Origin of the sequence: Pedobacter nototheniae (assembly GCF_032678625.1) — a bacterium.
GTDB classification, from domain to species: Bacteria; Bacteroidota; Bacteroidia; order Sphingobacteriales; family Sphingobacteriaceae; genus Pedobacter; species Pedobacter nototheniae_A.
Genome location: NZ_JAVTSO010000003.1, coordinates 488,863 through 515,688 on the forward strand (window position 1 = coordinate 488,863; position 26,826 = coordinate 515,688).

Here is a 26,826-nt window from a genome sequence, read left to right on the forward strand (position 1 = left end):
CCAGTGCCTTAAAAGCGGGTAAAAATAAATTTTATCAGCCTGATTGTAAATTAGTTATTCATTGATTGCTTTTACGCCTGGCAATTCTTTTCCTTCCATATATTCTAACAAAGCGCCACCGCCAGTAGAAACATAACTTACTTCATCTTCTAAGCCAAATTTTGCGATTGCTGCAGCAGAATCGCCGCCGCCAATTAATGAAAATGCACCATTATTTTTTGTTGCAGCAACTACTGCTTCAGCAACAGCTTTGGTTCCAACCTGGAAGTTTTCCATTTCGAAAACACCCATTGGTCCATTCCACAATAATGTTTTAGAATTTTTAATTACTTCTTCGAATAAAGCAACAGATTTCGGGCCGATATCCAAGCCCATCCAGTCTGCCGGAATGTGGCCAGAATCTACGTCTTTTTTAGCTGCATCGTTTGCAAATTTATCTGCAATAACGGTATCAACAGGTAAAATCAGGTTTACCCCTTTTGCTTTGGCTTTTTCAATTAACTCTAAAGAAAGTTCTTGTTTATCGGCTTCTAAAAGTGAGGTACCAATTTCGCCGCCCTGTGCTTTTGCAAAAGTGTAAGCCATACCACCGCCAATAATCAGGTTATCTACTTTTTCTAATAATTTTTCAATTAAAAGAATTTTATCTGAAACTTTAGCGCCACCCATAATTGCCGTAAATGGTCTTTCTGCGTGATTTAATATTTTTTCTGCATTTGCAACTTCCGAAGCCATTAAATAACCAAAATATTTGGCGTCAGGAAAAAACTGAGCAATTACTGCTGTAGAGGCATGTGCACGGTGTGCTGTACCGAAGGCATCATTCACATAAACATCACCCAGTTTAGATAATTTCTCCGCAAAAGCCACATCACCTTTCTCCTCTTCTTTATAAAAACGAAGATTTTCCAGCAATAAAACTTCTCCTGGAAATAAATTTTTAGCCTGGCTTACCGCGCTTTCGCCAATGCAATCATCCGCAAATTTTACTTCAAGATCTAACATACGCGATAAATCTCCAAGGATATGTTTTAATGAATATTTATCTGTTGGACCATCTTTAGGGCGACCTAAATGCGACATCAAAATAACCGAACCGCCATCATTTAAAATTTTGGTAATCGTTGGCAAGGCTGCGCGCATTCTTTTATCATCAGTAATTTTAAAATCTGCACCTAAAGGCACATTAAAATCTACACGAATCAGGGCTTTTTTATCCTTAAAGTTTAACTGGTCTATCGTTTTCATATATTTTATTTTGTGATTATTTTAAGTTTAATTTCATTTCGTAATGGAAGCCTATTCCGGGAATGTCAAATTCAGGTGAATCTGTTGAAAAGCCTAATTTCTTGTAAAATGATGCGGCACTTGAGCGTGCATTGCACCATAAATAATCTGTTTGGTACTCTTTTAAATAATCTACAGCAAAAAGAATCAGCGCTGCCCCGTAACCTTTCCCGCCAAAATCAGGATGCGTAGCCATACCCCGAAGCTGATAACCTGAACCCTGATCTTCAAAAAAGTCATTTTTCATAAAACTGGCTATAGATTTAACCTGGTCATCCACAACAAAACCTAAATGAAAAGTATCGTATTGATCATCGCCTTCAAAAATACATTCCGAAAACGGTTTACCATTTCTCAAAACCAGGCTTCTTAAGGGCAATACTTCATCAGACTGAATAAATTTGACCATCTTTTATTAATTTATGCGTTCTTTTTAGCTCCTATCTTTTTTACTAAATCAATTAACCGACTACTGTAACCATACTCATTATCGTACCAACCTACTACTTTAACCAAATCGCCCACAATTGATGTAAGTTGTGCATCAAATATACAAGAATGTGGATTATCTATAATATCAACGGATACAATCGGATCTTCGGTATATTCTAAAACCGTTTTTAATTCTCCTTCAGCGGCTTTTTTAAATGCCTCGTTAATTTCAGCAACTGATGTTTTTTGCTTTAAAAGACAGGTAAAATCTGTTAATGAGCCGTTTAAAACAGGAACGCGAATTCCTGCTCCACCTAAGCGGCCGTCAAGTTCTGGAAAAATATGTGTAATTGCTTTTGCTGCCCCAGTTGTGGTTGGAATAATAGATGATGAGGCCGCCCTTGCCCTGCGTAAATCTTTGTGGTTGGCATCGTGAAGGTTTTGATCTCCAGTCATAGAATGGATGGTTGTAATGTAACCTTCTTCTACGCCCCAGTTATCATTTAAAATTTTAATCATGGGCGCTATGTTGTTGGTTGTACAGCTTGCATTGGATAAAACCGGACTGTTTAAATCCAGGGTTTGATCATTTACACCCAATACCACCATCGGGATATCCTCTGCTGCAGGAGCTGATATTAAAACCTGTTTTGCGCCAGAAGTAAGGTGTTTTTGTGCAGATTCACGATCTAAGTTTTTACCGGTGCAATCTATAACCAAATCTACCCTTAACGCTTCCCAGGGAAGTTCATCCGCATTTTTAATTGCAAAAACAGGAATAGAGAATTCGTTTATTAAAATGGCATCCGGAGCAGCATTAACCTTTCCTTTAAAAACGCCATGAACGGTATCATATTTAAAAAGATGAGCCATTGTTTTAGCATCTGCTAAATCATTAATCGCGACAACATCAAAGCCTTCGGCTAAAGCCAAACGTAAAAATGTTCTTCCTATCCTTCCAAAACCATTAATTGCCAATCTCATTCTTATAAAATTAGAGCGCAAAATTAGTGTTTATTTTGATATTTGACCTGCTAAAGCAGTGCTATTAAACCAAGCGTTTACACTACCTTGAATAAGCACAACGCAACAAAACATAAGTCGCTATATTTCAAAATATTAAACATGAAGATGTTAATTTATTTTGTTGAATTGTTTTTTATTTAACTTAATTGTAATAATCGAATTAAATACGACACAAATTCCAATCAGTAAGAAAATTAACAAAAAATTACCCAGATTTTGAAGCAGGATGGTTAACACAATAATGCCTACGTTTAATCCTGAGGTTAGCCATACAATTTCATTTGGCTTTAAACCAAGCTTTTCCAGCCGGTGATGTATATGGTTACGATCTCCTCTAAACGGCGATTTTCCTTTTAAAATGCGTATGCAAAAAATTCTTAATGAATCGAAAATCGGCACAATTAAAATAGACACCGCTATGGCTGGCGCTGAAAAATATTCTGGAGTAAAAGCACTGGTAAACTTATTTAGTTCAATAAACTTTATGGCCAATGCGGCACAAATTAAACCCGTTATAAGTGCGCCTGTATCGCCCATAAATATTTTTGCCGGATACCAGTTAAATTTTAAAAAGCCTCCAATTGCACCGGCAATTGCAAAAGCGATAAAAGCGTATGGTACTGCATTCATTAACGAAAACAAAATACCAAAAGTAAGGGTTGCAATAATACCAATGGTTGCCGCTAAACCGTCAATTCCATCGATTAGGTTAAACGCATTGTTTAAAAAAATGATCAGGATAACAGAAAAAACGCCGCCCCAAAGCATATTCATATCTCCAATATTGAGCACTCCATATAAACTGGTAAGCCTAAAACTTCCAAAAAACACCAGAATAAAGGCAACTAAAAGCTGCAATATAAACTTTGTGCTCGTGTTTGTTCCGTGAACGTCGTCTTTTAAGCCCAGCGCAGATAATATCAGGCAGGAAACAATTAAAAAATTTGCTTCCTTAAAATTAATCAGGGTAGAAAAAAGCAGAATGCTGATTGTAAAACTACCTACAATTGCTAAACCTCCTAAGCGGGAAATATTTCGCTTATGATTTTTACGGTGTAAATCATTACGATCAAAGAGATTATATTTCAGCGAAGTATAAATAACAGACGGAACGCTAAACAACACCACCGAAAAGGCAAGCAATGCTATAGCTAAATAGAAAAACTCTGGATGAGTATTTACAAGTTCTTTTAACAAAATGGGATGATTAGGGGAAACAAATATAACGATATACCTTTAATTACTCAGACCGGAAGCTGGTGAACTGGTTTAACTTTAAAAATTTCTTTTTAAATAAAACTGACAATGGATTAGGAATTTTATTTCTTTTGAGTGCTTTGTAATCATTGAATATGGCCTTAAACCTACTTTTAAGAGATTGATTACTTACTCCTCCTGTACGCATATTTACCATCAAACGGGGCAAATAAGTTGTTTTTATTTTATAAGTATGAAAATAGCGCAGTATTAAATCGTAGTCTGCAGCTGTGCCCATATCCAATGCATATAGTCCGTATTCTTTAAATAATGATTTTTTTAAATATAATGTCGGGTGTGCCGGCATCCAACCCTTTTCTATGTCGTTAAAATCTGCGGGTTTCGAAATCCACTTTCTGATGATCTTTTCATTTGTTGCATTAACATAATTAAGATCACCGTAAAGGCCTTCAACAGCCGGATTATCCTCAAATACACGGGCTATATCGCTTAACACATCCCTTTCTGCAAACATGTCATCCGAATTTAGCAAACCCACAATTTCGCCTGAAGCCAATCCAATTCCTTTATTTATCGCATCATAAAGTCCATTATCCTTTTCAGATATAAAATGATCGATATTGGAGCGGTATTTTTCAATTATTGCCTGCGTACCGTCGGTTGATCCTCCATCGATGACAATATATTCTAAGTCATTATTATTTTGAGATAAGATTGACCGGATGCAATCTTCTAAATAAGTTTCGGCATTATAAACTACGGTGATCAGGGATATCTTCATCATTAAAAATGCTTATCATTGATTAAGCACTATTGCCATAAAGATAAATATCTCAACTAAAATTCAGTGATAATGGGCAATAATTCCTGTAAATTAAAATGCTAGTAGAATATTAAAATTTCACTCTTCTCCGAATCAGCACGAAACCAAATATTCCTGCGGCTAAACTCAAAGTCCATGAATAATCATCGAGACTGCAACCTATGATAGTGGCCGTTGCAACTTTACCATCAATTAAAGTGGTGCCGCAAGTAACCAATACGCCCGCAATAACTATGGTAAACCCACCACCTGTACAAACTCTACAGTTTTTTGAATTATCGGGAATATATGTTGTCATGGTGTTATTAACACATACCGTTGAACTGGGAGACGGGCTTCCTTTATATCCAGGACCCACTAATAAGCCTAAAATGGCATTAACCAAAGATCCTTCTGGCACGGTGTATACATCTCCGGTAGGTACTAAGCAGCCTGTTTGAGATTTCCCTGCAAAAGGAATTGCAAGTAAACTAAATATAACCACGAGATACTTTAACTTTTTCATAAATCAGAGACAATGCCCTAATTTACGTCGTGTTTATCAGCTAAAAGCCGTTCTTTTTGTTCATTTAATGGTTAAGCAGCATGCTTAAGCTAATATTTGCTTTTTAATAAAAAACACACCTATACCACCTGCCAAGAGTATTACGCCCGGCATATAATCATCTATGGGTAGATTATTTGTTGGAGGACTACTGCAATAGGTAGGATCATTTACTTTATAATCAACCAATACACCATTACCGGTAATACTTCCTCCTAAAGTCGCAGCAGTAACGCAATCTCCTTTGGTGGCTAATATTTCATTTTGGGCAGGAATTGAAACGTTTTTTGTACCATCCCAATAACTGCTCGAACCATAAGAATTAATATAACCGCATTTGTAACCCGTGTTACTATTATTATACCAGATCTGAATATTTGGCCCTGGTTTTTGATAAAACTTAGTTAGCGGGTTACTTGAGCCATATGGTCGTGCCTCTCCTAAATAGTTTGTATAAACAACATTCTCTACCTTACAACCTTCGCCATAGCTTTGCGAAAAGGTTTTGGGACTAAAAAAACTGGAAGCAATAAATACTATTGCGAAAATAAATTTATTCACAATATTACAATGCTATTTTACAGTAAACTGAATTAAATATTAGATGCGGTACAACAATTTTTTTCTTAAAAGAACAATATGTACAATGGTTGGGAGTGGTTGGAAACGTTGCCATTTCCTGATAAAAAACTTTCAAAATCGGGATATTTTCGTATTATTAACAATACAAAAGTGAGAAAAACAGAATGTTTTATAAAATGAATAAAATGAATGTGACAGCGCTATGATATTATGCAAGCATAGCAAAAACTAAAAAAAACAGCCATAACTAATTGTAATCGAACTTTTTCGAATTTTAATGAAAAATCGGGTATTCCTAAAAGGAATATAAATCCCGGTTTTGCTTGACATTTATCAATAACTAAATTGATAATCATCATTTTGGTTTATTATTTTGAACGCGATGAGGTGGCATTTTTAGCAAATACTAAAACTGCTGAATAGAATTAAAGAAGAAATAAACGTTTTGAAAAAAGGATTTTTAAGATGACATGCACAGAGAAAGCATTATTTTGCGGTCCATAATTTTATGCTCCAGCTGAAAATTTCTTCTGCCTGATAAAAAAGAAACCCATTACGCCGGCAAACCCTAATAAAATATAGATCGATTCATCTAAAGGGCAAGCTACAACGGTGAAATAGTACATGATACCGGAATTGGCTGTATCGAAAGTAGTACCAAAACCACAACCTATGTTTGTATTTGAATTTGTATTTGGACTGGGTTGTTGAGCTGCTGAACCCTGTCTGAAATAGGTCTTGGTATCTCCCGGATTACAGGTGGTAAATAAATCATAATAAAGACTGCTATTGTATTGATACCTGAATCCGGTTACGGTGCTACCATTCATTTGATAAACAGTTCGGGTATACGAGTAGTACATTTTACCTCCCGATAAGCAACCAGACCCCGATAATGGTCTTTGGTTCTGGGCTCGAACACTATTTACTAAAAATAAAAAACAGACAACAAAAAGGTAAAATAATAATTTTGGTTTCCCCATAAAAAAAATCGGCTACAGCAAGTAATAAATCTGAAAAATCCAGCGAAGTTAATCGATCGAATGTTTTAAATAACGCTTTTTAGCCAAAAAAATTGCCATTTCAGATTTCAAGCGACTTTTTTATCTAAACAGGGTTCATTTCCTTCAGTCAAAAACAATTATCAATAAATAAAAAATATAGGGCGTTTGACAGAAAGAAAATTAACTTATAAAAAGTTCAACTTTCGGTGGGTGAGATTGTTATTCTTAAAAATTTAAGATGGCGGATATTTTAATTATTAATGGAAGTGCGCGGCTGAATGGAGATACTCAAAAATTTGTAAGCCGATTAATGGAGGGCATTGAACATTCGCAAATTAATTTGGTTGAACATTATTTTCTTCCATATAATTACGAAAATCAATACCCTGCGGAAGATTGCTTTAATGCTTTTGCCAAAGAAATTTTATACCATAAGCACATTATATTTGCCACTCCTATTTACTGGTACGCCATGAGCGGAAGAATGAAAACCTTTTTTGACCGGTTGACGGATTGGGTTACATTAAATAAAGAAGTTGGGCGTAATTTAAAAGGAAAAACCATGCAGGTTATTGCAGTAGGTACAGACGGGACATTACCAGATGGCTTTACAACTCCTTTTTACATGACAGCAAATTATATGGAAATGGTTTTTAGTGGTTACGTTTATTTTAATTCAGAAAGTTCAGTTCCTGAAGAGGAATTTATGAATATCAGGAAATCTTTTTTTAGTTTTATAAAAAGAATAGATGACTTTATGCAGCAGTAATTCGATTTTATAATTTAATGGCTAAAACAAATGAATGTAGAAGACGTATTTAAAAATAACGAAAAATGGATTGCCGGTAAACTGGCTATTGATCCAGATTATTTTACCAATTTAGCGAAAGGCCAGAGCCCTGAATTTTTATACATTGGCTGTTCTGACAGTCGGGTTACGGCCGAAGATTTAATGGGTATCCAGCCAGGGCAGGCATTTGTACACCGCAACATTGCCAATTTAGTAAACAACGTTGATTTAAATGTAATGACCGTGCTGAACTATGCGGTGAGGCATTTGAAGGTAAATCATATTGTTGTTTGCGGCCATTATAATTGTGGAGGTGTTAAAGCGGCTATGCAACCGGCAGATTTGGGTATTTTAAATCCATGGCTAAGAAATATCAGGGATGTATATCGCATACATCATGAAGAATTAAATAAAATTGAAAATGAGGATTTACGCTACAACAGGCTTGTTGAGTTAAATGTGCAAGAACAGTGTGTTAACCTGCTAAAAACGGCAGCGGTACAGGAAGCAATTATCGATCGTGGCTTAACTGTACATGGGTGGGTTTTTGACATCCACAGTGGCCGTTTAATTGATCTGAAAATAGATTTTAATGCAATTTTGAAAAATATAATGGAGATTTATAAGCTGTATTAGAGCTTAGGGTTTGGAGTTTTAGAAAGCTGTACAATTTAAAACTCCAAACTTTAACTCAAAACTTATCTTCCCATCCAGCCACCGTCTACAGTTAAAATGGTACCATGTACGTAATCTCCTGCTTTTGAAGCTAAGAAAACAGTTGGTCCTTTAAAATCTTCTGGTGTTCCCCACCTCGCAGCAGGAATGCGGGATAAAATTGAAGCACTCCGGTCTTCATCTTCACGTAAAGCTGAAGTGTTATCCGTAGCAATATAACCTGGGGCAATTGCATTTACATTTACACCTTTCGATGCCCATTCGTTTGCAAAGGCCTTAGTTAAAGATGCAATGGCACCTTTACTTGCTGCATATCCGGGAACGGTAATTCCGCCCTGAAAAGATAATAATGAAGCTGTAAAGATTACTTTTCCGCTACCTCTTGCAACCATTTCTTTACCAATTTCGCGGGTTAAAATAAATGGAGCCGTTTGGTTTACAGCAATTACTTCATCCCAATATTCATCAGGATGCTCGGCAATGGGTTTACGTAAAATTGTACCGGCATTATTGACTAAAATATCAATAGTTGGATGATCGGCTTTTACTTTCTTAATAAAATCATTCACCGCATCACGCTTGCTAAAATCGCATTGATAAGCATAAAATTTCCGACCTAAAGCCGTAACTTCTTTTTCAATGGCGCTGCCGTCCAATTCTAAACTGGCTGAAACACCGATTACATCGGCACCGGCTTCGGCTAAAGCAATGGCCATTGCCATTCCAATACCACGTTTACAGCCGGTTACCAAGGCAGTTTTACCTTTTAATTCAAATATATTTAAAGACATGTTGTGGGTTAATTAGATTATTTCAATTCGGTGATTTTGCAGTGATCCATATCGCCATAATCTAAATTCTCTCCGGCCATACCCCAGATAAAAGTATAATTACTGGTACCGGCTCCTGAGTGGATAGACCAGTTCGGAGAAATTACAGCTTCATCATTCTGCATCCAAATGTGACGGGTTTCCTGTGGCTGACCCATAAAATGGCAAACGCTTTGACTTTCGGGTACTTCAAAATAGAAATAGGCTTCCATCCTCCTATCGTGCGTATGCGCGGGCATAGTATTCCACACGCTTCCCGACTTTAGTTCGGTCATACCCATTTGCAACTGGCAGGTTGGCAATACGCTATTTACCAATAGTTTATTAATTACCCTATGGTTTGCCGTTTCCGGCGATCCCAGTTCTACAATTTCAGCTTCGGCTTTGCTTACTTTTTTGGTTGGATAGGCTTGATGTGCCGGTGCAGAATTTAAATATAACTTTGCGGGGTGGTTTTGATCTACGGATTCAAAAGAAACAACCTTAGTACCTTTACCTATATATAAAGCTTCTTTATATGCCAATTCGAAACGTTCGCCATCAGCAGTAACAATTGCATTTCCACCTACATTGATCATTCCTAACTCGCGGCGTTCTAAAAAGAAATTTGCTTTTAAATCATCCGGATTTGGAAGGTCTACTTTCTGATCAACAGGCATAGTACCGCCAACAATATAACGATCGAAATGTGATAGGGTTAAATTTACCTGGTTGGCTTCAAATACATTTTCAATTAAAAAGTTTTCCCGCAAGGTGGCGGTATCCATTTCTTTAACTTCTTTTGGGCTCTGGGCGTAACGGCTTTCGAATTTATTCATTGATTAAAATTTGAGTTGTAATTAAGATCGTGGTTAGGTAATCGATCTTAATTACAAATATATTTATACAATCTTAGAAACCGTTTAAATTTCTAATTTAAAAAATAGTTGTGAGATCCTTCGTTTCTCAGGATGGCAAATGCCTAAGCGAATCCCGCTCTCAAATTTGCTGTCATGCTGAGGGCACGAAGCATCTGTAAACCATGAAACTGCATTGCAAATAACTTTGAGATCCTTCGTTCCCTCAGGATGACAAATGCCTGAATCAATTCTCGCTCTCAAATTTGCTGTCATGCTGAGGGCACGAAGCATCTGTAAACCATGAAGCTACAAATGCAAATAACTTTGAGATCCTTCGTTCCCTCAGGATGACAAATACCTGAATCAATTCCCGCTCTCAAATTTACTGTCATGCTGAGGGCACGAAGCATCTGTAAACCATGAAGCTACATTGCAAATAACTTAGAGATCCTTCGTTCCTCAGGATGGCAAATGCCTAAGCGAATCCTGCTCTTAAATTTGCTGTCATGCTGAGGGCACGAAGCATCTGTAAACCATGAAGCTACAAATGCAAATAACTTTGAGATTCTTCGTTTCTCAGGATGACAAGCAATTAAATACTAATACTCTACTTTGTAATCTTTTTTTACAGGTTCTCCTGTCCAGGCTTTAAGACTTGTCCAGGGTGCAGCTGCATCCGTCCAGAATTTATTGTCTGCTGGAAGGCCTAATGTAAGAAAGCCTAATGTTGCCATGTACAAACTTCCTGTTGAGGTATATTGATCAGCAATCATAGGTTGATGGCCATTAAAGCCCAACACAAGCCAGCCTTTACCATCGAAATTTTGATTACCATCGTACATATTATGCATTACTTTTGTTAAACCTGCCCTAACCTGAGCCGGCAATACATAATCAGGCAATTTTTCCATTAAAGCTGTTTGGGCCAGGGCCTGAAAAGCAGCAGTTCTGTAGGTAATTGAGCGACCATAAGCCGGATAGGTACCTTCAGGAGAAATAGAGCGTTCTAAGTATTCAGAATAACGGATCATGCGTTTTAAAGCCTGATCATAATCGGCTTGAGGCGCTTTCTTTTTATCAACCAAAATTTTCAGTAGATCAACCAACATTGGGTGTATCACATAAGAATTGTAATAGTCCATGCTGAACTTTTCTCCATCACTATACCAGCTATCGCCAACATACCACTCTTTCATTTTATTAATCGAAAACTGCACACGTGCAGGATCGTACTGCTCGCCAATACTTAATAAAAAGCCTTCGGTTAAGCCGGAAAACAGCAACCAATTGTTGTAAGCACCTGTGCGTGTGCGTAAAGCCTTAAATTCTTCAACAAAACGTTTTTTCGTTACCTCATCCAAAGGCTCCCAAAGTGCTTTTGGTGCGCGTAAAAAAGCGTGAGCAACATAAGCAGCATCAACTATAGGCTGCTGCTCGGTTCTGTAATTCATGTAATCAGGATTAGCAGGATCTACTGAATTTGCCAATCCTTTTAACAGTTCAGTACGCAACTGTTTCCGCATTTTGCCTTCTTCGGTAAGGTCATCAGGAAGTGCAAGCCATGGTGCTACACCTGCAATGGTACGCCCTAAAGCTTCCAGATAAGTTACCTTTTCCAGGTTCAGGTAATATTGCGGACCAATTTCTTTAGGCATATTTTGTTTTAGCGTTCCGTTGGCAAGATTATGGATTACAGGATAGGAAATGCGGTATAAAGTTTTGGCCCAAAAAGCACGATCTTGTTGTCCGGTAGTGGCCTTTTTAATTTGTGCCTCAGCATGTACGAGTGTGCAGCACAGCAATGCGAATAACGAGATTTTATAGATTAGTTTCATTTTTTAGTTATTTAAAGCAAGGTTTAACATTACAAATACCATTTTTTATACCGGGCCAAAGCTTCCAGATAATAATAATCAGCATAAATTAACGGCACATCAATTTCACTGTTTAAAGGTAAGGCGCCAGTACTATGCATTAATAAAAAGCCACCATTCTCACCTAATTTAGCCCTGTAAGCATCACTTGACAGGGAATAAATCATTGTTTCTGCTGCCGATTTAAACTCAGTTTTTTCTTGTTCGTTACTATACTGGCCAAGTTCCAGCAAAGCAGAAGCGATTAACGCACCCGCAGATGCATCGCGTTTAGCATATGGAATACCTTGTGCATCAAAATCCCAGAAAGGAATCTTGTCGGCAGGTAAATTTGGATGGTTTAAAATAAAATGCGCAATGCCTTTTGCCTGTTTTAGATAGGCTTCATCTTTGGTAAAGCGATACATCATGGTAAAACCGTACAACGCCCAGCCCTGTCCGCGGGCCCATGCAGAACAATCTGCAGCGCCTTGCCAGGTTGCTTTTCGCCTAACTTTTCCGGTGGTTAAATCATAATCAACAACGTGGTAAGAACTAAAATCGGGGCGAAAATGGTTTGCTAATGTTGTATTAGAATGCGCAATAGAGATTTCTTTATATTTTGGGCTGCCACCATTATCACTTGCCCAGTTCATCATTTCTAAATTCATCATATTATCAATAATCACCGGACATTCCCAATATTTACTTTTATTCCAGGATTGGATGGATTTAATCGACGGGCGGTACCTGGTGGCTAAAGATTCTGCCGATCGCTGGATAACGGCTTTATATTCTGCTTTTCCTGTTAAACGGTAGGCATTTCCAAAGCTGCAGTACATCATAAAACCTAAATCGTGGTTACCGGTATAGGTTTGGTTGGGCTCAATTACTTTTAAGGCTTTTTCTGCTTCGTTTTTAATTGCCTTATCCTGGGTTTGCTCATAAATGTACCATAAGCTGCCCGAATAAAAACCACTGCACCACCACTTTATATCATAGTTTACAGGTTTACCTTTTTCAAAGCTTTGGGGGGTTTTTCCCTCGGGAATATTTTTCCCCAGCACTTTGTATTGATCTGCTGCGAATTTAAACTCGTCATTAATGAGCTGGGCCATTTTCTTTTGTGGCGCTGCTTTTTGCGCGAATGCTGTGATACTGCTTAACGTAATGAGTACGGCAATTAAATTTACTTTTTTCATGTATGTGTTTATTCGTGTTTTTTTAAGGCGTTGATCTTTTATAAAGCCCAAATTCTGCCAGTGTTGGATTTAACCTGGATGACTGAATATTAAACCTTATTTTATTTGTACTAATGGGGTCAAAACGAATTAGCCGCTTATAGCCTACTGTTGTTCCGGATGCAAAAACTTTCCAAATGTCTCCATCTAAGTACTCGGCCGAAAACTTCTCAATTCTTTGTCCAATAGCAATATTTTCCTGTAACGCTATAATATCAAAGGTCTCTTTTTTGGCCAGTTCAAACTCAATTACCGCTGTGGTATCTTTTCCGGTAGTTGTTATAAAAGTTTCCATTTTACCATCAAAAAGAGTGTTTAAACCTTTACTATTTGTGGCCGTTATTTTAGCTTTTTTAGCCAGGTTATTACTGAAAGTTTTTTTCATAAGACTGGCAAAGCCCGAAAGATTTTTCACATCGGCATCAGCAATCAGGCCGTGGGTATTGGGAGGAATGTTCAGTAATAATACCCCGTTTCGGCCTACCGAAGTAAAATAAATATCCATCAACTGATCTGGAGTTTTTACTTTATGGTCTTCAGCATTGTGGTAAAACCAGCCCGGTCTTATACTTACATCTGTTTCGGCGGGGTACCAAACCAAACCTGCTGCTTCGGTCAGTTGTGGTCTGCTTCCCCTATCCTGGTCTTTGTAACTTCCTAAAATACCAGGAATAACATTTACATCTTTTTGAGAGGTTGCTGCAATTTTTTCCTGGCTCGTTTCGCCAACGGGCAAAACACTCCATTCGGTTTCTCTGCCCACCCCTGTTTCTGTACCCACCCAGCGTACATCAGGTCCTTGCACCGCAATTACGGCCTGTGGCTGCAGCTTACGGATTAAGGCATACCAGCGGTCGAAATTATAAACTTGTTTTTTACCATTAGGACCTTCGCCATTGGCGCCATCAAACCACACTTCGTCTACCTTTCCATATTGGCTTAGCAATTCAGTTAGCTGGTTTACAAAATAATCATTGTATGCATCTGTTCCATACAATGCATTGTTTCTGTCCCATGGCGAAAGGTATACGCCAAAACCAATATTATATTTGCGGCAAGCCTCTGCCACTTCTTTTACAATATCGCCTTTGCCACTTTTATAGGGCGTATTTTTAATGCTGTGTTCAGTATATTTAGAAGGCCATAAACAGAAACCATCGTGGTGCTTGGCCGTAATAATAACCTGCTTAAAACCTGCATTTTTAACCGTTTGTATCCATTGTTCGGCATTAAGTTGCTCCGGATTGAATTTTGAAATATCTTCAGTTCCATCTCCCCATTCCTTATTGGTAAACGTATTGATGCCAAAATGGAAAAATGCGGTAAGTTCCAGCTGTTGCCAGCGTAACTGCCTGTCAGACGGCGTTATGTTTGCTGCTTTTTTTATAACATCCTGTGCCTGATCTGAAGCATTTATTTTTACAAAACTTTTTTGCTGGGCATTTAACTCCATTGCTGCTAAAACCATTAAGCCTGCTATTAAACTCTTTTTCATTTGATTAGTGTTTTAATTCAAAGGCAAAATAGCTCAAACAAGCTCCATTAAATTCAGGCTTTTCAGCAATAAAATCAATCATATTGGTATAAAATTTTAGTATTTGCTTATGTAAAATTGAACTGGCTGCTTATTTAGCAAATTCTAATTTTCCTTAATTTGAATTTTATAGGTCCCTGATGTGTTCTTATTTTTCGAGGTTAATCGAATTCTGTATAGTTTTTCTCCCCAAATTTTCGCGATGCGTACATCGTCCATTGGTTTTTCATCAATATTTACCTCAAAATTTGCAGCATCAAAGCTCATCGATATTCCAGCTTCTTTAATAACCAGCTTCCCTTTTTGTAATTCGGCTTTATAGGGTGTAAGAAAATTTAAACTTGTTGGCGCTTTATAAGCGCTCAATACGTAATCATCTACCAAACTGATTTCATCTTTAGCTCGGTTGAGCACAATACTTCTGCTCCATTTTTTAACTTCGGCTTCAGCCGGATAAGCGTGTGCAATATCCATTGAAACGGAGGCCAAAGTATTGGTATTGCTATATTTAAAATCGGTTGCCGCAAATGATTTCCCATCCTGCTGGTTAACACCATTTATGGTTGGGCAGTTGTGCCACTGCGACTGCACATTCCATAATTCGTAGCGCTTACTGCTAAAGGTTTTTGCGGTATAAGTGCCAACGCCAGCATCAATTAATGCAGGTTTACCATTTGCATAAACAATAAAATTCCCAATATCGTTGTGGTTATGGCTTTCGGCATTGTTGCCTCCCTTTGCCGCAAAAAACAACCCTTTGGTATCGCCTGCCTTTAGTCGTGCATTAAATACCTGCAAATCGGGCAGTACAGCATATTGAGGATAAGGTGCGCTTGCTGGCAGGTTTTTTAAGTCATTATAAATATCCGTACTTGCCAGGAAATCGCTCACATCATCTGATGGGATTTGATTTTCGCGTTCTTTAAACAGGAATGAAGCATATTCTTTTAATGTTTCATCTTTAAACATCAAACCGTATTCATAAACACTCTCCGGATTTTGAGTATAAACTGCATTTGCATCCGCAAAATTTACATTGTAATTTCCTGCAATCTGCATTTTATAAGTATAGGCACCAATGCGATGCAGAAGCGCTTTATTACTCCAATCGAGTTTGCCACCCGAAGCCTGGTTTAAAATCAGCATTAACCTGATTAACCTGCCTCCAGCCATGTCCCAATAGGATGGTCCTTCGTCACATCCACCATCTTCAGGGTATTGATTAATAAAATTATCGGTACTCTTCAACAATTTAGCCGTAAGGCTATCTAATTTGGCGCCTGGCTTAAGTACCAGTAAAGCGGCCTGAAGGCTATTGGCATTTACATAGGTATTCCAGTTGTTCACCGAATTGCCTTTAAAGCCCATCCACCAGAAATAATCATATTTTAAATAAGGATCAAAGATGCGGCGGTTCAATTCATATAAAATACGGCTGTTTACGACTTTAGAATAAGTTGCAAATTTTGGGGCAAGCACACTGTAAATGCTTGCAACCGTTAAAGCTGTACGCGAAGCGTTTAAATCAATGTAAGGGTTTTCAATATTGGCTAAACCTGCACCTTCCTTTTGTACAACAATATGCGCGGGTGCTACCCAGGTACTTTCTTCTAAAATCAACCAAAGTCCATTTACAATTTGCGGAATGTATTTGCCTTTATTATCAACCAATTCGCCGATAACCATTTGCGAAAGCATTTTTCTACGTTCGCCCTGCAGGTTCTCATAGTTTACACGGGTGCCGGTTAACTTATAATCTAAGTATAAAGATGCGGGTAAAGAAGGCCAGTTGTATTTGTTGGCATTTTCTGCGTTGCGAATCAGTTTTTGCTTTAAGCTATCGGGCAAAGCCGCAATAGCCTTTACATTTTCTTCTTGTTGCTGCTCTTGCCATTTCACAAGGCCGGGCAATACACTCCCGTTTGGATAGGCCTGCTGATAAGCATTAAATAACCAGTTTCTTTTTACAACAGACTGCGCATTAACAAGGGATGAAAAGCCAATTAAAAGACAACATAGTGGAATGAATTTATTTTTAAGCATGATTTTGGTTAAAGATTCTGCAAATTTTATTTTGTTAATATTAAGCCTCGCTGCCTATATTATTCAGCATTTAACCCCTTGCCTGCTGAAACCGGTTCAGAATAACAAATGGTTAATGATCTTTTAAATTTAATAAAAGGCTGCCATCTAACCAATGGCAAACCTTTCTCAACTAACTAACTATTAATTTACCCAGCCTGGTGTTTGTACCAGATTGGGATTTCTTTGTATTTCTACCGCCGGAACCGGCCAGTTATATAAATAATCGCCTTTAAAAGAATAAGCATATACCACTTTACCCCAGGTTTGTTTTACACCATTGCCGGCATAAAAAACTTTGTCTTTCCAGCTTTTCCATCTCATTTCATCAAAAAAGTTAATGCCTTCGTTTGGAAATTCTACCCTTCTCTCGTTACGGATACGTTCTCTTAAATCAACCTGGCCAGCTACAAATGTTGGTAAAGCACCGTTCGCATTCTGTAATATGGCTGCTCCGGCTCTTGCCCTTACTTCATTTACCTTTGCCATAGCATCAGCTGTTAAACCCTGTTCGTTTAATGCTTCAGCCCACATCAGTAATACATCCGCATATCTAATTAAAACAAAATCTGTTGGCCCGTAATCCCGAGCAGGTGTTTCTGTTACACCTTCGTACACATATTTACGGTACAGATAGTAAAACAAACTTTGCGTATCGGTTCTTAAATCACCATTGGTTGCTGCTTCCGCACGATAAGGCCATCTTGATGTTACTATTGCATTGGCACCACTAAACACCCCTACATAGGTAGAGTATGGCGTAATTACATTGGCGGCCAAACGGGGATCGCGGTTGGCATAAGCTTGCAGAATGCGTGCTTCGTTGCCGGTTGGCAGGTAAAGACTCATTTTAGCACCCCTGGTGGTTGCCGCTGTAATCTCCGCAGCTGTTAAATTATTGCGAAGGAAGTAAACTTCCCTTTCTGCTACAGAAAGCACCGAATAACCAGGTAAAACCGTTTCCCAGTTAAATTTTGATCCATCTGCATTTTCATACAAATCGACCAGATTGGGAGAAACATGATAAGTATTCCAGCAAGAACCAAAGGAAGAACGTGTACCACAATAAAATTGTGTTGTAGAACCAAATCCGGTAATGCCAATGTTTTGAATAGAGAAGATCATTTCACTTGACTGTTCATTAGCGGTTTTAAAAAGGGCACTATAATTTGAGAACAAACTATAACCGGCGTCTTTAACTTTTTGAAAATCTGCTGCAGCCAAATCCCATTTTTGAGTATACATATAAGCCTTACCACGTAAAGCATAAGCAGCGCCTTTGGTTATATGTCCGTAATTTCCGTTTCCACTAACATAACGATCAGGAAGATTTGTTTCCACAATGGCAGCACTAAGGTCGCTTATAACCTGCGCCCACACTTCAGCCTCAGTAGAACGTGGTTTTATAGCCTCATCTGCCGAAAAAGGTTCTAAATAAATCGGTACACCTTTATATAACTGGTTTAAGCGTAAATAAAAATAAGCCCTTAAAAACTTAGCTTCGGCAATGTATCTGGCCTTTTTCTCAGGTGCTGAGGGCGATTTTAAAGGTATATTTTTTAATGCATCGTTTGCCCGCTGAATGCCTTCGTAAAGGTTTTGCCAGTGCGCACTGAAATAAGTGTTACTTGCTGTTATTGTTCCTGCAAGTAAAGATTCTGCACCAGAAGTTTGACCTGTAAAACCCAAACAATCCATTTGGTAAAGTTCCAGTCCTGTTGCGCCTGATGTTGACATACCATATCTTAATGCAGCATAAACCCCCGTCATCCCCTGATCTGTTAAATTATCACTGGTCCACATCGTTTCTGATGCGATTTGCGATGGCGGTGTGGTATCTAATAAATTCTTTTTACAACCTGTAAATACAGCAATTGCAAATATTATAGTTAAAATCTTTTTCATTTCTTTCCTTCTAAATCGTTAAAAAGTAACATTTAAACCCAAAGAGTACTGGCGCATAGTTGGATAAGACACTCCTGCTCCAATTTCAGGATCCAAGCCCGGGTAGTTTGTAATGGTAAAGAGGTTTTCTCCTGAAAGAAAAACCCTTGCCCTGCTCATGGCTGCTTTTTTAGAAATTTTTTCTGACAGTGTATAACCAATCTGTAAGTTCTTCAACTTTAAATAAGAGGCATTGTACAGATAAAAATCACTGGCTACCCCTCCATTCTGTGCATCAGATGTATTTTTAAGTCTTGGATATTTTGCCGTAATATTATTGGCCGGATCGTTTGGATTTGCATCGTTGTAATAATAATGGTCGTTGGCAATTAAAGTGCTTACCGCATTACCTAATGACACAATTGAATTGTTATAACCTGTTGCGTTCCAGTAATACCACATACCTGCACTACCCGACCATAGCATAGAAACATCAAAGTTTTTGTAAGATAAATTCATGCTAAAGCCATAGTTAAATCGTGGCGTGGATGATTTATTCATAAACTGCGCATCTACATCGTTGCCATAAAGCCCGTCGCCATTGCTATCGGCATAAATTAAATCGCCATAATAAATTTTGGTTTTACCTACCCCACCTGTTGGCAGAAAAGAGTAACCTGCGGCAATCATCGCGTTTAACCAGTTCATATCATCTGGTGTACGGATCATTCCATCTTTTGGTCCGCCATTAACGTTTACTTTACCATCTGTAAAATAATTTCCATCGCCTTTATATACCTTTTGCAGGTAATACTCATTAATTTCGTGACCTTCTAAAACGCGGGTATCACTGCCACTGGAAACACTGCCCAGGTTAGATTTGTACACCCGGTTGCCCAATGCATCGGTAGTATAACCTGCCTGGAAAGAACCTTTATATTTGGTTACACGGTTAAAATTGTAGGCAAAATTACCTGAAACACCATACTTAAAATCACCGATTTTACCATTATAACCTAAAGTAAGTTCTAAACCTTTGTTGGATACCGCTGCAATATTCTGGGTAGCAGCAGTAGCCGTTCCGGTGGTTAAAGGAATGGTTGGCGTAAATAAAATTCCACCGGTATATTTTCTGTAAAAATCAATTTCAAAAGTCATTGCACCATGAAACAAATTACCATCTAAACCAATGTTGCTTGTGGTTGTACTTTCCCATACCAAAAGTGGATTAGCAAATTTATTTGACACCAAACCGTTGGATTGAATGCCATTATAAGAATAGTTGGTAGAGGCATAAAGTGCCTGATAATCATAGTTACCTAAAGCGGGGTTGGTATTCATTACATTATTACCTGTTTTACCCCACGAAGCACGCAGTTTCAAATTGCCGATATAATCGTTTAAACCGCTCATGAAAGATTCCTGAGAAATGCGCCATCCAGCAGAAAAAGCTGGAAAGAAACCCCAGCGACGTCCTTGCGCAAACTTCGAAGAACCATCATATCTGAATACACCTTCAAAAAGGTATTTACTTTTGTAGGCATAATTTAAACGGCCAAAAACCGAACGCATAGCATAATCGTACTCATCGCCTGTGGCTGATGTAACCGCTGTAGCCGACGTTAGTGTTGTAATGCTTTCGTCAATTAAACCTTTTTTAGTGGCTCCGAAGTTATAATAGTTGTAGTAATACTGATTGTAACCAGCCAAAGCACTAATCTCATGATCTTTTGCAATGGTTGTATTGTATTTCAAAATGTTATCGATGGTCATCCCAACATTTTTGTTAAAACCATAAGTGGTACTAAGCTGATCGGGAGTAGTTTTAGCCGATTTTAAAGTATTGGTGGCAAAATTCCAGCGCTCATTGGTAATGCTATGGTTGTTAAACTCTTCCTCACGGGTTTGATAATTAAACCTGGTTTCAAAATTTAAGCCTTTTAAAATATCAAATCTTGCAAAAACAGTCGTGTTAATCCGAGTTTCTTTATCATCGCCACCTGTACTATATAAATAAGATGAAATGTTATTTGCGGTAGATGATTCTTCTGCAGCAGCCGGGAAACCAAACTTCCCATTCCAAACCGGGTATACGCCAGGAGTGGTTTGACGTAGAAAATTAAAAGCATTATCCGTATTCGCTAAACCAAAAGTTTGCAAAGAGGCAAAAGTTTGTGTTCCTACAGTTAAAAATTTAGCCACTTTCGATTCGAGATTAATACGAAGACTGTATTTATCAGAGCCTGTATTGGCCATTGTACCCGGATTATTAAGATACATTGCAGACAATAAAAACTTTGTATTTTCCGATCCCCCGTTTAATGAAATATTATGTTGCTGAATAACATTGTTTTCAAAAATTACATCACCCCAGTTGGTATTAGGATAAGCGATATAATTGGGTACCCCTTGTGCTGTAACGCCATCAGGATTAGCATTAGCCGCTGCCCATTGTGCAATTGTTGCATCTGTATAAATGGGATTTTGGCCTAAGTTGCGGTAACCTTCATTAACCAAATTCATGTGGGTAATGTAATCTGAAACAAAGGTTGGTAAATTTGCAGGCCTTGCAATTGATGCCAAACCACTATAGGTTATGGCCAGTTTACCGGTACTTCCTTTTTTAGTGGTAATTAAAATTACACCATTTGCGGCCAATGAACCGTAAATAGATGCCGCAGCAGCATCTTTTAATACAGATACACTTTCAACATCATTTGGGTTAACCGCATCCATTGTTCCAATAATACCATCAACCACCACCAGGGCGTTGTTGCTGTTTAGCGTTCCTGTACCACGGATCCTTATTGTAGCTCCATCTGCACCTGGTTTACCCGAAGACTGACGTACAAATACACCAGAACTTAAACCGCCAAGCGAAGAAGACAAATTGGTAACCGGCCTGTTTTCGATTGATTTAGCATCGATTGTTGATACAGAACCGATAACATTAACCTTTTTTTGCACACCGTAACCCACTACAACCACATCGTTTAAGCTGTTATTTTGTTCTTGCAAAACAACATTTAAAGTGGGAGAACTCCCGGCAGCTATTTCTTTAACGTCGTAACCGATATAGCTGAATACTAAGGTTACTTTGTCTGAAGGGGCTGCGATTGCATATTTACCATCTGAGCCTGTTACCACTGCAGTTGACGTACCTTTAACCGTTACACTAACACCAGGTAGCGAACCGCCCGATGCATCTTTTACGGTACCGGAAATTTTCACAGACTGACCGAAGGCCGTAAATGCCGCAAGGTTCAGGAACACCATTATAGCAAATAGTTTAAGCATACTGCCGCCCCTAATGCACCAACCGTGTTTAAATTGGAAATCATTGTAAAGTTTATCCATCTTTTTTGGTTTTATATTGTTTTATTAAATTGGTTAGCAAGGAAAAACATTATAAAATTTGTTTAAGCCGGTGTACAGCCTCAAACGAATGTTAATTATTCTTTAAACTTCTCATCAAGTATTTTTCTGAATATTAACTATTCCAAATTTGTTGGTTTATTTCAGAGTGTAAGGGGGAAAATCCTTAATAAATAGGGGTAAAATTTTATCGTTTAATGTTTTTTAAAGCTTAATACGCTATATTTCGATTGAAATAAAACATCGGCCATTTTTTATAAAACATTTTTTTGTCTGGTGTCAGGTCCACACTTTCTAACCAAAAAGTAAAACTTAATTGTATTTTTATCGCCTTAAACAATCAACCAATCCCATCCAATGTTTTAACATGAAACAGCTGTTTACTTTTTTCTTATTGTTTCATTCAGTAGCTAATTTTGCACAAAACAATAGTTCTTTTAAGCACTTAAATGTTGAAAATGGGCTTTCGCAAAGTTCAGTACTTTCTATTACACAAGATGCAAGGGGTTTTATGTGGTTTGGTACCCGTTTTGGATTAAATAAATATGATTCCAGAAATTTTAAAATCTACAAACATGATCCAAATGATGCCGGGAGCCTAATTAATTCTCAATCTTTATCTTCTATTTTATCAGCTAAGGACGGATCAATATGGATTGGCTCACCAGTGGGAATAAATAAATACAATGAAGGCCAGGACAACTTTGATTCCATAGTCCACCATTCAAAAGAGCCAAAAAGCTTATCCAATTCAAAAATAAACTGCCTTTTCCAGGATCGGGAAAACAGGATTTGGGTAGGTACAGGGAATGGCCTAAACCTATTAACCAACAAAAAAAAATATTATTTTCAGCATTTCCTTACTTCAGATAAATTAAATACGGAGGTTTTTGCGCTTACCGAAGATCATGCCGGCAACATCTGGATTGGCACAGGCAATGGTTTAATTGTAATGAAAATTAAAAACCACAAAGCTACTTTTCAATATTTAAAAACATTTAGCGATCAGATTAACCGGGTAAACGACAACCACGTAACCAGCATTGTTGAAGACCGGGAAAACAACCTCTGGATTGGCACCAAACAAACTGGATTAAATGTATTGAATTTACAAACCGGGGTTTTCAAAACATTTAAATATTCGAGTTTAAATACAAATGGAATCAGCAGCAATAACATCCGGAAAATTATTTTAGACCAGCAAGGTAAACTCTGGATTGGCACTTTACATGGCATAAGTATTTATAACCCAAATACAAAAACCTTTAGCACCCTGCAAAATGAACCTGAGAATAAAGGCAGCTTAAGCCAGAATTCTGTTTACGATATTTTTCAAGATAAGCAAGGTATTATTTGGGTAGGGACTTACTATGGTGGTATTAATATGGTTTATCCCGATTACACTCCTTTTAAAGTATATAAAAGCACCAGAAATGGTTTAAGCAGTAATGTGGTTAGCGCGATAACTGAAGACACCAGTCATAACCTGTGGATTGGTACTGAAGGTGAAGGACTAAATTATTTCGATCGCAAAAAAAACACGTATACGCATTATAAATATAACCCCAATAATCCTAATAGCCTGAGCTCTAATCTTGTTAAATCAATTTTTAAAGATAAAAAAAACAGGATTTGGATAGGTACGCACCTGGGCGGACTTAACTTATACCTGCCCAAAAGCAATAGTTTTGTTCGATTTACAAATAAGCCCAATGATCCTTTCAGCATTAGCTCGGATGCAGAGATTACCAGTATTTTTGAAGATAGTTATGGCCGTTTTTGGATTGGAACCAGCAATGGCTTAAATTCTTTTGAACCCGCCACGGGCAAATTTGTCCGGAAACAAGTTAATGGATTATCGGATGCCGTCTTTTATATTTTTGAAGACTCCAGCCGCCGCCTTTTAGTAGCCACCAATTCGGGCCTATACATTTTAACAGGCAATTCAAACCATTTTACCTCATTACCTTACGGCAATATAAGCTGTATTACCGAAGATAAACAAGGAATGATTTGGCTTGGAACCATGCGCGATGGAATTTATAAACTAAATGCACAAAATCGTAAAATTGGTGAAATTACAACCAAAAATGGTTTACCCAGCAATAACATTGTTGGAATACTTGAAGATGATGTGCATAATTTGTGGATTAGCACTGATAATGGCTTGTGTAAATACAACCCAGCCAAAAAATCTTTTAAAACCTTTAACATTAAAGATGGCTTACCGGGGAATGAGTTCAATTATAAATCGATATTAAAAGATAGTAACGGTGAATTCTTTTTTGGCGGCTTAAGTGGATTTATAAGTTTTATGCCAGGCGAAATAAAGGAGAATAAAATTGCGAGGGGGGCGGTTTTTACCGAGCTTAAATTATTCAATAAGCCTGTAAAATTAAATACGGAAGAGGATTTGTTAAAAAGCAATATCAGCAATCTTAACAGCATAACTTTCAAAGCTAACCAAAATGTATTTTCAATCGATTTTACCGTTTTAAACTTCATTAAGCCCGATAAAAATATTTATGCTTATAAACTAATTGGTTTTGAAAAGAACTGGAATTATGTAAACACGCCCACGGCCAGTTATACCAATTTATCGCCTGGCGATTATAAATTATTGGTTAAAGGGAGTAATAATGATGGTTTATGGGCAGAAAACCCAACAACACTTAATCTGAAAATCCTGCCTCCTTTTTACAAAACCTGGTGGGCCTACTTAATTTATTTCTGCATGGTTACGGGTATTTTAGTTTTAGGTGTACGCTACCTACTCATCCGCGCCGTTTTAAAGAAAGAAAAAGAAATTAATGAGCATAAACTTGAGTTTTTCACCAACATTTCGCACGAAATTAGAACGCCATTAACTTTAATTGTAGGGCCTTTAGAAAATATCATCGGACAAAGCCAGGATAACCCCCAATTAAACAAACAATTGCTACCGATTAAAAACAATGCAGACCGGTTAATGAACCTGGTAACCGAGTTGCTTGATTTCAGGAAGGCAGAAAGTGGCAAAATGACTTTACAGGTAAGCCCTGGTAATTTGGTTAAGTTTTGTCAAGAAATTTTCCTGGCTTTTCAAAATATGGCAATCAGCAAAAACATTGCGTATTCTTTTGAAACAGAAACCGAAGAAATTATCATTTATTTCGATAAAATCCAGCTCGAAAAGGTATTTTTCAATATCCTTTCAAATGCATTTAAATTTACACCTGATGGTGGAGAAATCAGTTTAAAAATTAGTTTAGACAAAAACGCTGTCAACGTTAACATCTGTGATACGGGTAAAGGAATTCCGCTTGAAAACCAGGCCAATTTATTTAATAACTTTTATCAGGCCAATCCAAACGAAAATATTGGTACCGGCCTGGGTTTATCTTTTTCAAAAAGCATTACAACATTACACAAAGGGAATATTTCATTTGAAAGTAGAGCACAGCAAAATAACCAGCCAGGTTTTACCTGTTTTACCATTCATTTAAAAACAGGAAAAGAACATTTTCAGCCTTCCGATTTTATCCAAGACTATGTTTATTACGATGATGCTACAAATTATACCGTAAAAACACCTGAAACTGCAGAAATTTTATCTGAAAAACCCTCAGAACAAGCCATTGCAAATAAAGGTTACAACCTTTTATTGGTTGAAGACAATGCGGAGGTTCGCAATTTCATCAGAAGCTCTTTACAAAACAACTATACCGTTAACCAAAGCGAAGATGGCTTACAAGGCTGGCAAAGTGCTATAGAAACCATTCCCGATTTAATTATCAGCGATGTTATGATGCCCAATATGGATGGGCTTGAACTGTGCCGAAAGTTAAAAACGGACGAACGGACCAGCCATATTCCCATTATTTTATTAACGGCAAGATCTGCCTATGTACACCAGATTAATGGTTTCGAAAATGGTGCCGATGCCTACATTATGAAACCTTTTAATTTAAGGATGCTGGAGCTTAACATCATAAACCTTTTAAATGCACGCGAAACGATAAAAAAGAAATTTGCCCAGGTGGTTAAACTGGAGCCTAAAAACCTGATTATTAATACCACCGAACAAAATTTCCTGCATAAAATTATTTCGATTATAGAAGATCGCATTACAGATTCTGACTTTGATGTTCCGGCTTTGGCTGCAGAAATAGGAATGAGCCAACCGGTTTTGTATAAGAAAATAAGGGCACTTACGGATCTTTCAGTAAATGATTTTGTAAAATCCATCCGGTTAAAAAAAGCAGCGCAATTGCTCAAACTTAACCAGGGTAATATTTCAGAAATTGCCTACAGTGTGGGTTTTAACGACCGAAAATATTTTAGTTTGGAATTTAAAAAGTATTTTGGCAAAACACCAAGTGAATTTATTGTGGAGGACAATGTATGAAAATTTACCAGCAAGATTTAAACCTTAATGAGAAACGCAGAGGTTTCCATTTAATTACACAAGCGGTTGAAAATGCGTTACCTGAAATTTCGAAACTTAAAATTGGTATTTGCCAGGTTTTTATCCAGCACACTTCGGCCTCGCTCTGCATTAATGAAAATGCCGACCCTACCGTTAGGGTAGATTTTGAAATGTTTTTTAATAAAGCTGTTCCGGAAAACGACCCGGATTACGAACACGATTATGAAGGTTCGGACGATATGCCTGCACATTTAAAAGCAGCACTATTGGGTAATTCTGTTACCATTCCTATTAGAAACGGTAAACTTGCTTTAGGTACCTGGCAAGGCATCTATCTATGTGAACATCGAAATCATGGTGGTTCGAGAACATTAATTATCTCTGCCTGGGGAGATTAAT

General features: G+C 37.6%; 20 protein-coding genes. 4 read left to right on the plus strand and 16 right to left on the minus strand.

Annotation, left to right across the window (positions count from 1 at the left end; genetic code table 11):
* Window positions 1-54: 54 nt before the first annotated feature.
* The 8 genes from R2Q77_RS12380 to R2Q77_RS12415 all read right to left on the minus strand — a co-directional run bounded on the left by R2Q77_RS12380 (window position 55) and on the right by R2Q77_RS12415 (window position 6,775).
* On the minus strand, window positions 55-1,248 hold the full coding sequence (locus tag R2Q77_RS12380; RefSeq protein ID WP_316804032.1) for a phosphoglycerate kinase: 1,194 nt from the start codon (window positions 1,246-1,248) through the stop codon (window positions 55-57).
* Window positions 1,249-1,264: 16 nt separating this feature from the next.
* The gene (locus R2Q77_RS12385) at window positions 1,265-1,696 is read right to left on the minus strand and encodes a GNAT family N-acetyltransferase (protein ID WP_316804033.1); all 432 of its coding nucleotides are present in this window, start codon (window positions 1,694-1,696) and stop codon (window positions 1,265-1,267) included.
* Window positions 1,697-1,707: 11 nt separating this feature from the next.
* Window positions 1,708-2,703 carry a type I glyceraldehyde-3-phosphate dehydrogenase gene (gene gap / locus R2Q77_RS12390; protein ID WP_316804034.1) on the minus strand — a complete coding sequence of 332 codons (996 nt, stop codon included), beginning with the start codon at window positions 2,701-2,703 and terminating at the stop codon, window positions 1,708-1,710.
* 150 nt (window positions 2,704-2,853) lie between these two features.
* Window positions 2,854-3,942: an MraY family glycosyltransferase gene (locus R2Q77_RS12395; RefSeq protein WP_316804035.1), complete on the minus strand. Its 1,089-nt coding sequence runs from the start codon at window positions 3,940-3,942 to the stop codon at window positions 2,854-2,856.
* A gap of 43 nt (window positions 3,943-3,985) precedes the next feature.
* Entirely contained in the window at window positions 3,986-4,747 is a 762-nt protein-coding gene (locus R2Q77_RS12400; protein WP_316804036.1) for a glycosyltransferase family 2 protein, read from the minus strand.
* 109 nt (window positions 4,748-4,856) lie between these two features.
* Entirely contained in the window at window positions 4,857-5,291 is a 435-nt protein-coding gene (locus R2Q77_RS12405; RefSeq protein WP_316804037.1) for a hypothetical protein, read from the minus strand.
* Window positions 5,292-5,375: 84 nt separating this feature from the next.
* On the minus strand, window positions 5,376-5,891 hold the full coding sequence (locus tag R2Q77_RS12410; protein ID WP_316804038.1) for a hypothetical protein: 516 nt from the start codon (window positions 5,889-5,891) through the stop codon (window positions 5,376-5,378).
* Between the two features lie 527 nt (window positions 5,892-6,418).
* Window positions 6,419-6,775, minus strand: coding sequence for a hypothetical protein (locus tag R2Q77_RS12415; RefSeq protein WP_316804039.1), 357 nt, complete (start codon window positions 6,773-6,775; stop codon window positions 6,419-6,421).
* 379 nt (window positions 6,776-7,154) lie between these two features.
* Here R2Q77_RS12415 and R2Q77_RS12420 point away from each other — a divergent pair, with 379 nt between their 5' ends.
* Window positions 7,155-7,685 (plus strand): flavodoxin family protein, encoded by a 531-nt coding sequence (locus R2Q77_RS12420; RefSeq protein ID WP_316804040.1) that lies wholly within the window; start codon window positions 7,155-7,157, stop codon window positions 7,683-7,685.
* Between the two features lie 30 nt (window positions 7,686-7,715).
* Window positions 7,716-8,342 carry a carbonic anhydrase gene (locus R2Q77_RS12425; RefSeq protein WP_316804041.1) on the plus strand — a complete coding sequence of 209 codons (627 nt, stop codon included), beginning with the start codon at window positions 7,716-7,718 and terminating at the stop codon, window positions 8,340-8,342.
* Window positions 8,343-8,404: 62 nt separating this feature from the next.
* Here R2Q77_RS12425 and R2Q77_RS12430 read toward each other — a convergent pair whose 3' ends face one another.
* The 8 genes from R2Q77_RS12430 to R2Q77_RS12465 form a co-directional block, all read right to left on the minus strand.
* Window positions 8,405-9,172 carry an SDR family NAD(P)-dependent oxidoreductase gene (locus R2Q77_RS12430; protein ID WP_316804042.1) on the minus strand — a complete coding sequence of 256 codons (768 nt, stop codon included), beginning with the start codon at window positions 9,170-9,172 and terminating at the stop codon, window positions 8,405-8,407.
* A gap of 17 nt (window positions 9,173-9,189) precedes the next feature.
* Window positions 9,190-10,029, minus strand: coding sequence for a 5-dehydro-4-deoxy-D-glucuronate isomerase (gene kduI / locus R2Q77_RS12435; protein ID WP_316804043.1), 840 nt, complete (start codon window positions 10,027-10,029; stop codon window positions 9,190-9,192).
* Between the two features lie 620 nt (window positions 10,030-10,649).
* Complete coding sequence (locus tag R2Q77_RS12440; RefSeq protein ID WP_316804044.1) at window positions 10,650-11,885, minus strand: DUF2264 domain-containing protein; 1,236 nt, start codon at window positions 11,883-11,885, stop codon at window positions 10,650-10,652.
* 29 nt (window positions 11,886-11,914) lie between these two features.
* Window positions 11,915-13,105 carry a glycoside hydrolase family 88 protein gene (locus R2Q77_RS12445; protein ID WP_316804045.1) on the minus strand — a complete coding sequence of 397 codons (1,191 nt, stop codon included), beginning with the start codon at window positions 13,103-13,105 and terminating at the stop codon, window positions 11,915-11,917.
* Window positions 13,106-13,127: 22 nt separating this feature from the next.
* Window positions 13,128-14,639, minus strand: coding sequence for an alpha-L-fucosidase (locus tag R2Q77_RS12450; protein WP_316804046.1), 1,512 nt, complete (start codon window positions 14,637-14,639; stop codon window positions 13,128-13,130).
* 144 nt (window positions 14,640-14,783) lie between these two features.
* Window positions 14,784-16,721 (minus strand): heparinase II/III family protein, encoded by a 1,938-nt coding sequence (locus R2Q77_RS12455; protein ID WP_316804047.1) that lies wholly within the window; start codon window positions 16,719-16,721, stop codon window positions 14,784-14,786.
* A gap of 183 nt (window positions 16,722-16,904) precedes the next feature.
* Complete coding sequence (locus R2Q77_RS12460) at window positions 16,905-18,665, minus strand: RagB/SusD family nutrient uptake outer membrane protein (protein ID WP_316804048.1); 1,761 nt, start codon at window positions 18,663-18,665, stop codon at window positions 16,905-16,907.
* 18 nt (window positions 18,666-18,683) lie between these two features.
* Entirely contained in the window at window positions 18,684-22,001 is a 3,318-nt protein-coding gene (locus R2Q77_RS12465) for a TonB-dependent receptor (protein ID WP_316804049.1), read from the minus strand.
* 385 nt (window positions 22,002-22,386) lie between these two features.
* Here R2Q77_RS12465 and R2Q77_RS12470 point away from each other — a divergent pair, with 385 nt between their 5' ends.
* On the plus strand, window positions 22,387-26,406 hold the full coding sequence (locus R2Q77_RS12470; protein WP_316804050.1) for a two-component regulator propeller domain-containing protein: 4,020 nt from the start codon (window positions 22,387-22,389) through the stop codon (window positions 26,404-26,406).
* Window positions 26,403-26,825 carry a secondary thiamine-phosphate synthase enzyme YjbQ gene (locus R2Q77_RS12475; protein WP_316804051.1) on the plus strand — a complete coding sequence of 141 codons (423 nt, stop codon included), beginning with the start codon at window positions 26,403-26,405 and terminating at the stop codon, window positions 26,823-26,825. The genes R2Q77_RS12470 and R2Q77_RS12475 overlap by 4 nt, the downstream gene beginning before the upstream one ends.
* Window position 26,826 lies beyond the last annotated feature (1 nt).